Raw genomic sequence first — 14131 nt, forward strand, 5'->3', positions numbered from 1 at the left:
CGAGACCCGCGCCCGTATCTACCGACGTGCCTCTACCGCGTCACTAACCTCATGAACCGCAACAGCTAGCCGGCCTTCTCGCGTTCCTCGCCGGTGAAGACGGCGGTCGGGTCCCCGATCAACCCGGCCGCCCGGGCCCGCTCGTAGTCCTGCAGGTCCTCGATCGCGGTGCGGGCGAACACCTGCTGCTCGGTCGAGGCCATCTGCGCCCGGCCGCGGCCGACGAACGTCACCGTCCACGACAGGATCGTGGAGAACTTGCTGCGGAAGCCGACCAGGTACATCAGGTGGACCACCAGCCACATCACCCAGCCGATGAAACCGGTGATCTCGAGCTTGCCGACCTTGGCGACCGCGCTGAACCGGGAGATCGTCGCCATCGATCCCTTGTCGAAGTACTTGAACGGGTGCCGGGCCTCCGGTGGTGACCCCGCGATCCCGGCCTTGATCTCCTTGGCCACGTGCTTGCCGCCCTGCATCGCGACCTGCGCCAGGCCGGGCAGGTTGTCGAGGGCCATCATGTCGCCGATCACGTAGACGTTCGGATGGCCGGGCAACGACAGATCCGGGTTGACGTGTACCCGGCCGGACCGGTCGATCTCGGCGCCGGACTGTTCGGCGAGCTGCTTGCCCAGCGGACTCGCCTGGACGCCCGCCGACCACACCTTGCACTGGCAGTCGATCCGCCGCTCCGTGCCGTCCTTGTCCTTCACCGTGAGCCCGTCGGCGTCGAGGTCCACGACCATCGCGTTCGGCTGGATCTCGACCCCCATCTTCTCGAGGCGGGACGCCGCGTTCGCGCTGAGTTTGCCGCCGTAGACCGGCAGCACGGTCGGGGCCCCGTCGAGCAGGATCACCCTCGCGTCGCGGGGATCGATCCGGCGGAACGCGCCGGCGAGGGTGCGGTTCGCCAGTTCGGCGATCTGACCGGCCAGCTCGACCCCGGTGGGTCCGGCGCCGACGACGACGAACGTCAGCAGCCGCCGGCGCTCCTCGGGATCGTCGGACAGTTCCGCCTCCTCGAACGCGCCGAGGATGCGACCGCGCAGCTCCAGCGCGTCGTCGATCGTCTTCATGCCCGGTGCGTACTTGGCGAAGTGGTCGTTGCCGAAGTACGACTGGCCGGCGCCGGCGGCGACGACCAGGCTGTCGTACTCGGTGACGGTGTCGCGGTCGAGCAGCCGGGAGGTCACGGTGCGGGCCTCGAGGTCGATGCTGCGCACGTCACCGAGCAGCACGTGCGCGTTGTGCTGTTTGCGCAGTACCAGCCGCGTCGCCGGGGCGATGTCGCCGACCGACAGGATGCCCGTGGCGACCTGGTACAGCAGCGGCTGGAACAGGTGGTGTGTCGTGCGGGCCACGAGGGTGACCTCGGCGTCGGCGCGTTTGAGCTCCTGGGCGCAGAACAGGCCGCCGAAGCCGGACCCGATGATGACGACGCGGTGACGGGGCGAATCCACGGACGTGACGCTCATGTGCACACTCCTCGAGCTGCAGTCGACGACAGTGTTCACGCTAGTACCGCGGCCCCGACCCGGCCTGGTGAGCGCGGGATCGGTGGCGTGTCGCGGGGCCGGTGAATCTCACACGCGGGAAATCTCACGTCCGACCGGTTGGCAATGTGAGCAAACCGTGTGATTACCTTGGCTTTAACTATTGGTAACACCTACGAGTACTCGAGGAGGGCTGTCGCGGTGAGTGTGCAGGTCCGTGAGCGTGTGGACAACTACTTCGACCAGGTCGTGCGGCGGAACGCCGGTGAGCCGGAATTCCACCAGGCTGTCGCCGAGGTCTTCGAATCGCTCACGGTCGTGCTCGAGCGGCACCCCAACTACGCCGACGGCGCGTTGATCGAGCGGCTCTGCGAGCCGGAGCGCCAGATCATCTTCCGTGTCCCGTGGCAGGACGATCAGGGCCGGGTGCACGTCAACCGCGGCTTCCGGGTGCAGTACAACAGCGCACTCGGCCCCTACAAGGGCGGCCTGCGCTTCCACCCCAGCGTCAACCTGGGCATCGTGAAGTTCCTGGGCTTCGAGCAGATCTTCAAGAACTCGCTGACCGGCCTGCCGATCGGCGGTGGCAAGGGCGGCTCCGACTTCGACCCCAAGGGCAAGTCGGAGGGCGAGATCATGCGCTTCTGCCAGTCGTTCATGACCGAACTGCAGCGCCACGTCGGCGAGTACACCGACGTCCCGGCCGGCGACATCGGAGTCGGCGGCCGTGAGATCGGTTTCCTGTTCGGCCAGTACAAGCGGCTGACGAACTCCTACGAGTCCGGCGTCCTCACGGGCAAGGGCCTGACGTGGGGTGGTTCGATGGTCCGCAAGGAGGCCACCGGCTACGGCGCGGCCTACTTCGTCGCCGAGATGATGAAGTGCGCGGGCACCAGCCTCGACGGCCGCCGGGTCGTGGTGTCGGGTTCCGGCAACGTCGCGATCTACGCGATCGAGAAGGTGCACCAGCTCGGCGGCACCGTCGTCGCCTGCTCCGACTCCTCCGGGTACATCGTCGACGACCGGGGCATCGACCTCGACCTGCTCAAGGAGATCAAGGAGGTCCGCCGGGGCCGCATCTCCGAGTACGCCGACGAGCGCTCCGACGCCGAGTTCGTCGCGGCGGGCAACATCTGGAACGTGCCGTGCGACGTCGCGCTGCCGTGCGCGACCCAGAACGAGCTCGACGAGTTGTCCGCGAAGACCCTGGTGAACAACGGGGTCAAGGTCGTCGCCGAGGGCGCGAACATGCCGACGACGCCGCAGGGCATCGCGGTGTTCCGGGATGCCGGCGTCGCGTTCGCGCCGGGCAAGGCCGCGAACGCGGGCGGTGTGGCCACGTCCGCGCTGGAGATGCAGCAGAACGCCTCGCGGGACTCCTGGAGCTTCGACTACACCGACGAGCGTCTGTCGAAGATCATGAGCGACATCCACCACCGCTGTGTCACCACCGCCGAGGAGTACGGCAAGCCGGGCGACTACGTGCTCGGCGCCAACATCGCCGGCTTCGTGAAGGTCGCCGACGCGATGTTCGCGCTCGGCGTGATCTGACGCGGCCGCGGACACCACCCACAGATACGACGAAGGCGCCGGGCACTTGCCTGGCGCCTTCGCGTTCGTCAGGTGTGTCTGCCGTGGTCAACCCCGCTTTTTGGTAGGTGTAAGGGGCAGACGTACGACATTTCGGACTCTATTCTAGGGGATGTTCCTTGACGGTTCACGACCCGATCGGGGCCGTCTTCCCGCTGTCGGTGTGGCACATCACCGACTTATCGGAGTAGGAGCCCCACCATGAAACTCCACAAGGCCGCGGCGCTGTCCGTGGCCGTTGTTGCGGCGATGGGTGTCGGCGCTGGCACGTCGTATGCCAGTTCGGTTCCGGCGCAAGGTGACAGCGGGGTCGGCTACACGACCTCGATCCTGCCCGATGGGCGTTCGGTGGCAACCGTGCTGAACTCCGGGGCGTTCCGAATGGTGTCCGGCGGGACCGCGGTCGACGTCGTCGACGGCGCGGGCACCGCACTGACCCGAATCCCGCTCGCGTACAGCGTGGGTGGCGTCGCGGTCCCGGTCTCCGCCACGATCGGCGGCAGCGGTCGCGAGCTGATGTTGACGCCGCAGGCGCCGCCGGTCGGCGTGCACCCGGCGTACAGCGAGGCGGCCTACCAGAACATGATCGTGCAGATCGAGAAGGGCTGGCTGAACGGCGGCCAGCTGGAGGCGAACACGGGCGCCGCGATCGGCCTGGTCGCCGGCTGTGTTCTGTTCCTGTTCGTCGGGTGCCCGCTCGGGGCCGCGATCGGCGGCGTGATCGGCGCCGTCAACGGCGTCGTGCGGGCCAATCCGGACGCCCAGCCCGCGGTGTTCGCGTTCATCGCCACGCTGCCCTGACCGACCCGGTCACGGCGTGGGCCCGGTCGTGCGACTCACGAGGTCGTAGGCCGGGTTCAGCGCTGCCGCCCCACGGACCTCGGTGCCCGCCCCCGAGGTGTACCGCTGGGTGGTGGTCATGGATTCGTGCCCGAGCATCCGCATCAGGGTGTAGACGCTGACGTTCTGGTCGGCCATCGCGGTGGCAAAGGTGTGCCGGAGCTGGTGCACCAGAGCGCCTTTCGCTCGATCCCCGTTGATCCCGGCGCGTCGGTAGGCACGTTCGACGCGGTACTGCAGGGTGCCGCGGGTGATCCGGGTGCCGTCGCGGCCCACGAACATCGGGTCCGCGGCGGAGAACCGTTGCCACGGACCGGCATCCGCGCGTCTGCGCGTCGTCGCGGGGAACCGTTCGGCCCGGCTGGCGAGGTAGTCGCCGAGCACGTCCACGACGACGGGTTCGACCGTGACGACGCGCTGCTTGTTGCCCTTGCCGTGGACGTGGATGACCTTCGCGCGCCCGGGCCCGGCGCCGGAGGCGTCGCGCAGATCGCCGAGGTCGATCGCGATCAGCTCGGCCGAGCGCAGGCCGGTGAGCAGTCCGGTCAGGATCAGCGCGAGGTCGCGTTCGGGCCAGGCGCGCGCGCCCTCGTCGGGGGCCTGCAGTGTTCGGACGAGGCGTTCGACGGCGTCGGCGTGGAAGGCCTTGGGAACGGTCTTCGGCGCCTTCGGGCGCAGCACCGACGACATCGGGTTGGCGACGATCGCGTCGGCGGCGAACAGGAAGTCGCACAGCATGTTCCAGGTGGACCAGCAGCGGCGGATGGACGCGGGCTGGCGGGTGTCCGCGAACTCGGCGAAGGCCGCGCGCATCGTCGCCTTGTCGATGACGTCGGGAGTGAGCAGGCCCGGGGACGTTCCGGCGGCGTGGGCGAGCGAGTCGGCGACGGCCCGGTAGTCCTGCCGGTAGGCGCGGAGGGTGTTCGGGGACGGCTTGGCGGTGCTGCGGTAGACGAGGAACTCCTCGAACCAGTCGTGCAGGAATTCGGTCACGTGTTCGATTGTGCCGGATGGGGCGCACGGGTCGCGAGTGGCTCCGGTGCTGCCCGGCTCCGGGTGGCCCGGTTGGGCTGTTCGGTCGCGCCGGGCCGGCTGTTGACGTTCGTCAACGTGCGGGTGGAGGGGTCGTAGGATCGGCGCGTGGACCACGAAACACGGGGCTACCGCTACTCGTTCGTCACATCGGTGACACCGCCGGGGGTCGAGGACCGGGTGCGCGCGGAGCTCGGCGCCGTATTCGACGACCACGGACCGCTGCAGGTGGTCACCGCGACCACCGACGGGCATCGCGGATACGCCGCGGGCATCGACCTCGTGGCCCGGCTCGCCGAGCTCGGTGTCGACGTGGAACGTACGCAGCCGGACCTGGTGGACCGCAGGCTGATCGCGCAACGCGCCGGCTGCACCCGGCAGGCCGTGGCGCTGTGGGTGACCGGCCGTCGTCACGTCGGTGATCCGTTCCCGCTGCCGTTCAACCTGACGTTGGGGCAGACGTGGCTGTGGAGCGAGGTGCACGCCTGGCTCCGCCGGCGGGGGATCGACGTCGACGACAGCGCCGCGATCCCGACGATGCGCGACCACATGCGGGTCGACTCGCACATCGCGCACCGGAGGGAGGAGTACCGCGCGATCGCAGCCGCGGCTCGGCGCAGCTATGGCTGACGGGCTATGCGTGGGTCTGTGGCCATCCCGATGCGTCGAACACGGCGACCGGATCGAGATAGTCACGCCAGTGCGTCACCTTGCGGTCGGTGATGGTGACGATGGAGACGAAGCGGTTGTCGTAGGGCCGGCCGGTCTGGACGGACGTGCCGTGCACCTCGTACTCGAGGACGACGACCGAGGCGTCGCGGTCGTGGTGGACCCGCAGATTGTCGGCGCTGCGCAGCGACATGTAGTCGCCGTAGCCGCTGTAGAGGTCGGCGATGTTCTGCCGTCCTTCGACCCGGCGTGGATATCCCGGCACGGAGATGACGTACTCGAAGACCACATCGTCGGCGAGCAGGTCGAAATAGTCCTCCCCGTCGACCAGACCCGCCAACCCCTCCTTGACGATGCGGAAGAACGGGCTGTTCGCCCCGAACGGGGAGTCGTCACTGACGGACTTGCTCATCGGGCCTCTCCTCTCCAGGTGTGGGCGTTGAGTGCGGTGGGTGCTCGGTGGCTCATGACTCGATGATCGGCGCCCAGGTTGAGCGAATCCATGTGTACTCGGCTCATTGTCGTGTCTGATTCGCTGCGGATCGACCGATCTTCGCGGTCTCGCAATCCGGACCGAAACCGAGTCTGTTGTCACAAGACGAGGGCGGTGGCACGGCCCATGGCTCCGCCGGTGCCTGTGATCACGCAGATCTTTCCCGCAAGCCGATCTGGCATCTCGGTGTCCTTCCTCGACAATGGCGAGCGTCGGTTGTCCACTTTGTACATGCCGTGAGCAGCAGGAGGAAGGGATGAACACCGAAGCAATCGTGCGTGTGTCGTCGGTGATTCCGGCCTGCCGAGCGAAGGACCGCGCTCGGGCCGCCGTCGACCGTGTTTCGGTACCGGGCCTGGCGTCCGCTGTATCGGTCCGCGCTCGAGCCGCCGGCGTGACGCTCGCCGCACCAACCGCAGCACCGTACGGACACCGAACAATCCAGCAGAGGGACACGTACACCATGACCGATATCGAGATCGAGACGCCGGCCGGGTCCATCGATGCCGTACTCGAGGTTCCTTCCGGGGAGGGGCCGTGGCCGGGCGTCGTCGTCATCCACGACGCGTTCGGGCTCCGTGCGCCCCATCGCGAGATCGCGCGCCGGATCGCCGACGCCGGCTTCCTCGCGGTGGCCCCCAACCTGTTCGCCCGCGGTGGGGTGATCCGATGCATGCAGAAGGTCATGAGCGACCTCATGGCCTACGAAGGCCGGAGCTTCGACGACATCGCAGCGGCACGTGAACTGTTGACGTCCCGGCCCGACTGCACCGGCGCGATCGGTATCGCCGGATTCTGCATGGGTGGCGGATTCGCCCTGGTCGCCGTCACCAAGGGGTTCGCGGCATCAGCACCGTTCTATCCGCCGCCACTGCAGAGCAAGTACGCCGAGATCGTCGACGGCGGCTGCCCTGTCGTTGCCAGTTTCGGAGAACGCGACAGACTCAACCGAAACAGCGGCAGACGACTCGAAGAAGTGCTGACACAGAAGGGAATTCCGTACGACGTCAAGACATACCCCAAGACGGGGCACAGCTTCGCCGACCGTGCCCCCGTGCAGGCGTTGGCCCGTGTCACCGGTTTCGGTGAGAACAAGGAAGCAGCAGAGGACGCCTGGCAGCGGGTCTTCGGCTTCTTCAACCAGCATCTGCGGTGATCGTCGATGTGCTGACGGCCCGTGCCCGGATCGGGTGCGCGACTTCCTGCCACCAACCACCAGAACGCCCCGGCCCTGCCGTTTGACAGCGAATTTCGGCGCCTGCTTGACTTCGGCTGTGCGGGCGGAGAAGTCGGATCTACGTCGAGAGGCCGGTCAGCGGACGCGCGACGGCCTGCTGACCGCTGCCGTGGAGTTGCTCGCAGTGCGGGGGCAGGAGGGGGTGACTCTCCGTGAGATCACGGAGAGCGCCGGCGTGAACGTCGCCGCGGTGAGCTATCACTTCGGGTCGCTGAAGGGGCTGTGCGACTCGGCGATCGAGTACGCGTTGGAGCGGTACCTGGATGCACAGGTCCAGGAGCTCGTGTCCTTGGAATCGTCGTCCACGCTGCAGGAGTTGGCCGCCGCATTCGCCCGCCCGATGGTGCGCGCGCTCGCGGCGGGTGGGTCGGAGTTGGCGACCATCCGGACCGTGGCGCGCGTCGGGATCGATCCACCACAGGGATGGGAGCGCCTGGCCGGCAAGTTCGAGCAGGCCCGCCGGGAGGCGGTTCGCGTGCTGGCGGTGTGCCTTCCCGGTGTCGACGAACAGGAGTTGGTCTTCCGGACGCGGTGTGCGGCAGGACTGCTGAACTGGCTCGCATTGGCACCCATCGGCGCCGAGTTGGCCGCCACACCCGCGGACGACGTCGAGCGGCAGCTCGTCCCGGTGGTGGCCGGAGCGTTCCACGGGTACCCCTGAAATCGGGCCGACCTGGGCACACGGAGTCGGTGTCACAATTAATTCAAATGTTTGCTTGACAAGGTTCGAGCGGGGTCGCAGTCTTGATTCGAGCATTTGATTTCTTCGTGAGAAGGGGAGAGTGCGATGACCACCGACGCAGAGGCCGTGGTCCGGGCCGCGTACAAGGCGGCCGAGGGCAGCACCCTGGACGTCCAGGGGTTCATGGATCTGTTCACCGAGGACGGCGTGTTCAACAACGTCGTCGCGGGCGAGATCTACCGGGGCGAGCATCTGGGCGATCTGCTGGTCTTCATGAGCAAACTGGCGCCCGACGTCCACCGCGAGCTTCATCGGTTCCACGTCCTCGGCGACATCGTCGCCGTCGAGCTGACGATCCAGGGCACCGTCACCGGGCCGTTCGCGACACCGGCCGGCGTCGTCGAGCCGACGGGCGCCGAACTCGCCATCCCGACCGCCGATTTCTGGTACGTCGAGGACGGGAAGGTCAAGGAGTTCAACTGCTACGTCGGCCTCAGCGTCATGCTCGCCCAACTGGGTGTGCAGCCGGACTTCGCCGGCGCCGTCACGGCGACCTGACCGATCCGGCGTCGACCCCGCCGGGATTCCGATGGGCACGAGGCGAACTCGCCGGAGGCGGCCGGATGCGCCGTGCCGTCTCGAACGGCCGTCGGGGCGGCCCCGTGAACGAATCCGGACGTCGAACCCCGGTACTCGGTCACGATGACGGTGGGTCGAGCGCCACCCTCCGAACGAACGACGGCGACCACCCGACAGGACTGGACTCACCATGGCGAAACACCCCGCCGACCTCATGCGAGTCAACCTCCTCGAGGTCTTCAACGAACCCGACCGGGCCCGGCGGGCCGCGGTCATCGCGGACAACTATGCCGACGATGTGGTGTGGCACGAGCCGGACCGGATTGTCCGCGGGCGCACGGGCTTCGAACTCCGCGCCGACGAGTTGCGTGCCGAGAACCCGGACTGGGTCTTCGAGGCCGCAGGCGTCGCGTCGGGTCTCGACGACATCGGTCACCTCGCCTTCCGCTACGGGCCCGCCGGCAGGCCGGTGGTGACCGGCATGGACATCGCTCGCGTCGAGGACGGCGTCATCGTCGAGCTCTACACCATCGTCACCGGAAGCGCCCGAACGTCCCCATCGTGAGTGGCGCACGGTCGAGGTGATCGGAGCAGGCACGATCAGATGGCGGTGGCGGGCGGACGCTGCAGCAACGTCACTGCCAGGAGCCAGGGAATGCTGTACAGGGCGACGAGAGCCACGACGAGCAGCAGCGGGGCGGGCTGTGCGTATCCGAGCGCGAGCGCCGCGACGGCGATGCTGACGCAGGCGGCGGCCACGGGGCGGTGGAAGCCCGGTCGCGTCCGCCAGTCCTGCAGGGTGGAGGCGATTACGGTGGTGGTGCACAGGGTGACAGCCGTTCCCGCGCAGAGCATCCAGGCGGTGCTGGTGGGCGTGTGCGCGTCGTGGGCGTGCTCGACGATCCGGACCATCGCGGCGCCGATGACGGTGATGGCGGCCGTCAGCGGCAGGTGCGCGTAGATCCACAAGAGGGTGGTGCCCCGCCCGGGGCGTGGCGGGCGATGGCCGGCGAAGTCGAAATAGGTCCACCAGGCCCCGAATCCGACGAGGACCGCCACCAGCCCGACGGCCAGGGTGAGGGTGTCGAGGGGATGCTCGGCGAGCCCCGTCACGACCCCGGTCACCGTCTCGCCGAGGACGATGATGATCAGGAGCCCGAACCGTTCGATCAGCGCGTGGGTGGTGACAAGTGTCACGGACCCGGACGGAGCAAGACAGAGCGCGACAGCGAAGGCCGCGAGATAGGCGACGTCCAGCGCGGCCCAGGCCAGCATCCGGGTGTCCGCGGGCATCGCCGCACTGACCAGGAGAACCACCGCGCAGGCCGCGGTGCAGGCGTCGAAAAGCCAACTTGCGCGGTGGAATTCGGGGGAATCGCGGCGCCCTGCCAGCCACCAGAGCGCAGCCAGCAGGGCGAACAGTGCCGCCGCGGAGACGGCGAACGCTGCGCCGCTGTCGCCGGCCGCGTGCGGGATCGAGGCTCCGAGGGGGACGAGGACGAGGATCTGCAGCAGGAAGGTGCTGCGTCCGCGGGCGTCCTCCCGGCCGTGCAGTTCGTGATGGAGGCTGCCGCTTAGCCACGCGATCCAGATCAGGGTGAACACGGTGGCGAACTCGCCCAGTCCGCGCCAGGTCGGCTGCTGCGACAATCCGTGTGCCGTCTGCGCCACGAGCGCGACGACGACGAGGTCGTAGAACAGCTCGAGCGGGCCGACCACGCGGTCACGCGGCTGCTCACCGTGGGCGCGCGGTGGCTGCCAGACACGGCTCCACAGTCGGGCCCATCGCTGCCGGCGCGAGGTCATCGGGGTCACGGGGTGGTGGTGCGTGTTTCGGTCCAGTCGACCAGGTGATGGGCGAGACGGTAACTCTCGCCGGTAGCGTGATCGCCGTCGACGGCGATCCGGCTCTGCCCGTTCAAGTGGGTGGTCGCGGTGTAGGAGTTGAGATCGTCGAAGACCGGCATCAGTGCGTCACGGCCGCGCAGGTCCTGCGTCGGCTCGGTCGACGCGGCGTCCATGTACACCACGAAACGTGTGTCGGCGGTGAACAATGCGAGCTGGCCCGTGAGGTCCCTGCGGTCGGCGCGGTGGGCGTAGGTGTCGACGAGTTCACGGATCGCGAGCCGGTCGGCCGATTCCTGTGGCGAGAGTGTCCGCGAGAGAGTCATCCCTGATCTCCTTCGTGCGTTCCTGCGCCGAAGTCGGGTGCTGCGGTCGAGAACGTCGCTTCGTCCGACCTGGCGACTGTTGGTCCACGGTACGCAGATCGGACGGGTGGGAGCGGCCGTTCAGGGAGTCCGTCGCCGCGCCGTCCACGTCAGGCGAGCGTGAACAGCGGCCCGGTGAGGGTCAACCCGAGGTCGCCGGTGTGGGCGAAGAAGGCGAACAGCATCAGCGCCGCGCCGGCGAGCGCGATGTCCTTGTTGAACTGGACCATCTCCGTCTGCCGGGCCTGGGGGTCGGTCTCGGACCAGAAGTTGTGCATGAGCACCGCGGTCGGGGCGAGGAACGCGACGAGCAGCAGGCAGCCGAGGTCGGCCCATACGCCGAGGAGGACGCTCAGCGAGCCGAGGACGAGGAGGACGCCCGAGGTCAGGACCGAGATCTGGGGCAGGGGTACGCCTTTGGCGCCCGCGTACTGTGCCATGGCCTTCGACTGGGTCAGGTGCCCGACGGCCGAGGACAGGAACAGCACCGAGAAGAGAATCCGGCCGATCAGAACGACGATGTCCATGATGTGCCTCCCAATGGCGGTGGTGAGGGGAAGTCGGTGGTGCGGTCGGTGGCCGATCGCGTCCCGGCTTCAGGCTGCGGTTGCCGCGGCTCGAACCGGGGCGAGCGCGGTGCTCCACGCGATGACCTGGTCGATCATCGCATTGACGGCCGCGGTTTGGTGGGCGCGAGGAGCGAAGTCCGTGTAGTTCTCGAAGTCGGAACCCAACGACAGGGTGACCTGCCGGCGCACGTCAGCCATCTGCAGTTCTCCGGCGGTCGTGCGGAGGTGTTCCGCCGCCCGGGCCCCGCCCACACCGCCCGAGGTGACGAATCCGACCGCCTTGTTGTTCCATTCGGCGTACAGGTAGTCGAGAGCGTTCTCGAGCACTCCGGGGATGCCGTGGTTGTACTCGGGGGACACGATGACGAACCCGTTGAACGCCGAGATCGTGGCGGCCCAGTGCTGGTAGTGCCCGTAGGCCGCGGACATCGGTTCGTCCAGGTGCGGCAGGCGGTGGTCGCGCAAGTCGACCACCTCGAATTCGGCGTCGCCACGTTTGGCGGAGACGGCCTGAACCCATCGGGCGACCTTTCCGCTGTTGCGGTTGGGGCGGGTGCTGCCGACGATGATGCCGATTCTGGTCATGACGATCACTCGTGATCGGAATGGATGTGGCACCAGGTTTCGACATGTGTCGGCGAGCGCCTAACCCGCGGGAGCGTTCGCCGGGCCCCGTGCGACACCGACGCTCGCGGATTCGACATCGCGCTCACCGACGACGGCATGGCAGCGATCGAAGCGGCGGCGCCCCTGCACCTCGACGGAGTGCGACATTGCTTCGTCGACCTGCTCACCCCGGAACAACTCGAGATCCTCGGCGACATCGCGGAGACGGTCAGCGAGCACCTGCATTCGGACCACCCCGGATCCGCCGGATGATCGGCCCGGCGATCCGTGGTCGCTGGTGGCGCTGACCTGGGCGGCTGCCGTGGCCGGTCACATGGTCAGAACGATGCGGTAGCGGGCTCGTCCCGCGTCCGAGTCGGCGTATGCGTGCGCGGCGTCGTCGAGGGGGCGTTCCTCGATGCGGGCACGGACACCGGTCAGGACCGCGAACCGCATCGCCTCCTCCGCGTCGCGGGCGGTGCCGGCGGGATGGCCGGTCACGCTCAGTCCAGGAATGATCAGTCGATTGGGGCTGATCGGCAGCGGGTCGGCGGTGGCGCCGATGACGACGAGTTCGCCCTGCGGCAGCAGGCCACCGATCGTGGCGGCCATCGCGGCCGCGTTCGCGGCGGTGGCGAGCACCACCGACACCCCGCCGAGCTCCCGTAGGGCGTCACCGACGTCACCGGCGGTGGAGTCGACGTAGTGGTGGGCCCCGAGTGCGAGGGCGTCGTCGCGTTTGCCCGCTCCGCGGGCGATGGCGACGGTCTCGAAGCCCATCGCCCGGGCGAACTGCACCCCGAGGTGGCCGAGGCCGCCGACGCCCAGGACCGCGACCCGGTCGCCGGGCAGTGCCTTGGTCTTGCGAAGCGCGTCATAGGTGGTGACGCCGGCGCAGCCCATCGGCGCGGCCTCGGTGAAGGAGAGCTCGTCGGGGATGCGGGCGAGGGCGTTGGCGGGCACCGTCACCGACTCGGCGTAGCCACCGGGATAGTGCCAGCTCGGGATCTGCAGGTTCTCGCAGTGGATGAAGGTGCCCCGGCGGCAGGGAACGCACCGGTTGCAGTGGCCGCCGAACCAGCCCACCGCGACGCGGTCACCGACACCGAATCCGGCCACTCCGGCGCCGACTTCGGCGATGGTTCCGGCGATTTCGTGTCCGGGGGTCAGCGGCCAGGTCATTCCGGGAAAACCGCCGTTGACGAAGCCGTGGTCGGTGCCGCAGATTCCGCACGCGGACACGGCGATCCGGACGTGGCCGGGTCCAGGTGGGGTGGTGTCGACGTCGACGAGGGTCAACTTTTCGCCGGCCGATGCGACGTGCACTGCTCGATGAGTGGGCATCTGAGTCCTCGCTGTCCATGTCGGGCGGTCATGGGATCGGGCGCTTCCGCATGCCACAGTTCGGCCTCCCGCGCGCCGGCCGAGCGACAAATCCGACGCTGCCCGTGCACCACGAGAGGACCGGACGGTCGCAGCGGCCCTTCCGGGTCCCAGGTTCGCCGACACGCCACACGGCGGAGCGAGAGATCGGACCCGCATTCCAGTCAAACCGTTCGGTACATCGTCTGGCAAGACCCGACGATCGACCGGACTCGTTGGGGGTGGGAACTGCGAACGCGTACCTCGCAGAAGCCGTCGCTCGCCCGCGACCGGTGGCGGGCACGTCTACATCCTGCGATGCCGCCCACCCGGCTCGTGAGCGCCGTTCTCGACCGGGCGAAGATCACCCCCGCCTTCGCTCACCGAGTCGGCACCGACAGGGAGGTCTGCTGGGCTCTGGCGGCTCAGCTCGGCCTCGGCGTGGCGCTCGACGAGGAGGGGGATGAAGTCCCGGATGGGACGGCCCACGAAGTGGGCGCGCGCCCGAGTGACCGCATCGCTGACGGCCGCGAACGATCTGTCCGGGTGTTTCTCGGCGAGGCGTCTGGCAGCGAGGTCGATCAGATGTTGTTCCTCGTTCGGCACCATGAGGCAGTCTCACCCGTGCGGTGGTCGGGCGTCAACGGGTTCTCGGGCCACCACGTGGGTACGGCAGCTCGCGACGGCGTCACAGGGTCTTGATCAGGCCACCGTCGATCACGAAGTCGGCCCCGGTGATGTTGCCGGCCCGGGGTGAGGCCAGGAAGAC

General features: G+C 68.3%; 17 protein-coding genes. 8 read left to right on the forward strand and 9 right to left on the reverse strand.

Going from position 1 to position 14131, the window contains the following annotated elements; all coding sequences use genetic code 11:
- Nucleotides 1-65 precede the first annotated feature (65 nt).
- Nucleotides 66-1475: an NAD(P)/FAD-dependent oxidoreductase gene (locus ABD951_RS27555; protein WP_345353290.1), complete on the reverse strand. Its 1410-nt coding sequence runs from the start codon at nucleotides 1473-1475 to the stop codon at nucleotides 66-68.
- A 225-nt stretch (nucleotides 1476-1700) separates the two neighbouring features.
- Here ABD951_RS27555 and gdhA point away from each other — a divergent pair, with 225 nt between their 5' ends.
- A complete protein-coding gene (gdhA, locus tag ABD951_RS27560; RefSeq protein WP_345353318.1) occupies nucleotides 1701-3044 on the forward strand; it encodes an NADP-specific glutamate dehydrogenase in 1344 nt (447 codons plus the stop codon).
- Nucleotides 3045-3284: 240 nt separating this feature from the next.
- Nucleotides 3285-3884 carry a DUF8020 domain-containing protein gene (locus ABD951_RS27565; RefSeq protein ID WP_345353292.1) on the forward strand — a complete coding sequence of 200 codons (600 nt, stop codon included), beginning with the start codon at nucleotides 3285-3287 and terminating at the stop codon, nucleotides 3882-3884.
- Between the two features lie 9 nt (nucleotides 3885-3893).
- Here ABD951_RS27565 and ABD951_RS27570 read toward each other — a convergent pair whose 3' ends face one another.
- Nucleotides 3894-4916: a tyrosine-type recombinase/integrase gene (locus ABD951_RS27570; RefSeq protein WP_345353294.1), complete on the reverse strand. Its 1023-nt coding sequence runs from the start codon at nucleotides 4914-4916 to the stop codon at nucleotides 3894-3896.
- 147 nt (nucleotides 4917-5063) lie between these two features.
- On the opposite strand from ABD951_RS27570, the gene ABD951_RS27575 reads away from it, so the two are divergent.
- Entirely contained in the window at nucleotides 5064-5585 is a 522-nt protein-coding gene (locus tag ABD951_RS27575; RefSeq protein ID WP_345353296.1) for a hypothetical protein, read from the forward strand.
- 4 nt (nucleotides 5586-5589) lie between these two features.
- On the opposite strand, the gene ABD951_RS27580 is transcribed toward ABD951_RS27575, so the two are convergent.
- Complete coding sequence (locus ABD951_RS27580; RefSeq protein ID WP_345353298.1) at nucleotides 5590-6036, reverse strand: nuclear transport factor 2 family protein; 447 nt, start codon at nucleotides 6034-6036, stop codon at nucleotides 5590-5592.
- A gap of 544 nt (nucleotides 6037-6580) precedes the next feature.
- On the opposite strand from ABD951_RS27580, the gene ABD951_RS27585 reads away from it, so the two are divergent.
- From ABD951_RS27585 to ABD951_RS27600, 4 genes are all read left to right on the forward strand, one after another.
- Complete coding sequence (locus ABD951_RS27585; protein WP_345353320.1) at nucleotides 6581-7273, forward strand: dienelactone hydrolase family protein; 693 nt, start codon at nucleotides 6581-6583, stop codon at nucleotides 7271-7273.
- A gap of 118 nt (nucleotides 7274-7391) precedes the next feature.
- Entirely contained in the window at nucleotides 7392-8015 is a 624-nt protein-coding gene (locus tag ABD951_RS27590) for a TetR/AcrR family transcriptional regulator (protein WP_345353300.1), read from the forward strand.
- A gap of 126 nt (nucleotides 8016-8141) precedes the next feature.
- Entirely contained in the window at nucleotides 8142-8594 is a 453-nt protein-coding gene (locus ABD951_RS27595) for a nuclear transport factor 2 family protein (protein WP_345353302.1), read from the forward strand.
- A 211-nt stretch (nucleotides 8595-8805) separates the two neighbouring features.
- On the forward strand, nucleotides 8806-9180 hold the full coding sequence (locus ABD951_RS27600) for a nuclear transport factor 2 family protein (protein ID WP_345353304.1): 375 nt from the start codon (nucleotides 8806-8808) through the stop codon (nucleotides 9178-9180).
- A gap of 35 nt (nucleotides 9181-9215) precedes the next feature.
- Here ABD951_RS27600 and ABD951_RS27605 read toward each other — a convergent pair whose 3' ends face one another.
- The 4 genes from ABD951_RS27605 to ABD951_RS27620 all read right to left on the reverse strand — a co-directional run bounded on the left by ABD951_RS27605 (nucleotide 9216) and on the right by ABD951_RS27620 (nucleotide 11979).
- Nucleotides 9216-10421, reverse strand: a complete 1206-nt coding sequence (locus tag ABD951_RS27605; RefSeq protein WP_345353322.1) for a low temperature requirement protein A — start codon at nucleotides 10419-10421, stop codon at nucleotides 9216-9218.
- 5 nt (nucleotides 10422-10426) lie between these two features.
- Nucleotides 10427-10786: a nuclear transport factor 2 family protein gene (locus tag ABD951_RS27610; protein ID WP_345353306.1), complete on the reverse strand. Its 360-nt coding sequence runs from the start codon at nucleotides 10784-10786 to the stop codon at nucleotides 10427-10429.
- Nucleotides 10787-10935: 149 nt separating this feature from the next.
- Entirely contained in the window at nucleotides 10936-11352 is a 417-nt protein-coding gene (locus ABD951_RS27615) for a DoxX family membrane protein (protein ID WP_345353308.1), read from the reverse strand.
- A gap of 69 nt (nucleotides 11353-11421) precedes the next feature.
- Nucleotides 11422-11979, reverse strand: a complete 558-nt coding sequence (locus ABD951_RS27620; RefSeq protein ID WP_345353310.1) for an NADPH-dependent FMN reductase — start codon at nucleotides 11977-11979, stop codon at nucleotides 11422-11424.
- A gap of 138 nt (nucleotides 11980-12117) precedes the next feature.
- On the opposite strand from ABD951_RS27620, the gene ABD951_RS27625 reads away from it, so the two are divergent.
- Nucleotides 12118-12273 carry a hypothetical protein gene (locus tag ABD951_RS27625; protein ID WP_345353312.1) on the forward strand — a complete coding sequence of 52 codons (156 nt, stop codon included), beginning with the start codon at nucleotides 12118-12120 and terminating at the stop codon, nucleotides 12271-12273.
- 57 nt (nucleotides 12274-12330) lie between these two features.
- On the opposite strand, the gene ABD951_RS27630 is transcribed toward ABD951_RS27625, so the two are convergent.
- Both ABD951_RS27630 and ABD951_RS28770 read right to left on the reverse strand, forming a co-directional pair.
- Nucleotides 12331-13344: an alcohol dehydrogenase catalytic domain-containing protein gene (locus ABD951_RS27630; RefSeq protein WP_345353314.1), complete on the reverse strand. Its 1014-nt coding sequence runs from the start codon at nucleotides 13342-13344 to the stop codon at nucleotides 12331-12333.
- A 324-nt stretch (nucleotides 13345-13668) separates the two neighbouring features.
- Complete coding sequence (locus ABD951_RS28770) at nucleotides 13669-13971, reverse strand: three-helix bundle dimerization domain-containing protein (RefSeq protein ID WP_425569979.1); 303 nt, start codon at nucleotides 13969-13971, stop codon at nucleotides 13669-13671.
- Between the last annotated feature and the right edge of the window lie 160 nt (nucleotides 13972-14131).

It is taken from the genome of Rhodococcus olei (assembly GCF_039540555.1).
GTDB classification, from domain to species: Bacteria; Actinomycetota; Actinomycetes; order Mycobacteriales; family Mycobacteriaceae; genus Rhodococcus_G; species Rhodococcus_G olei.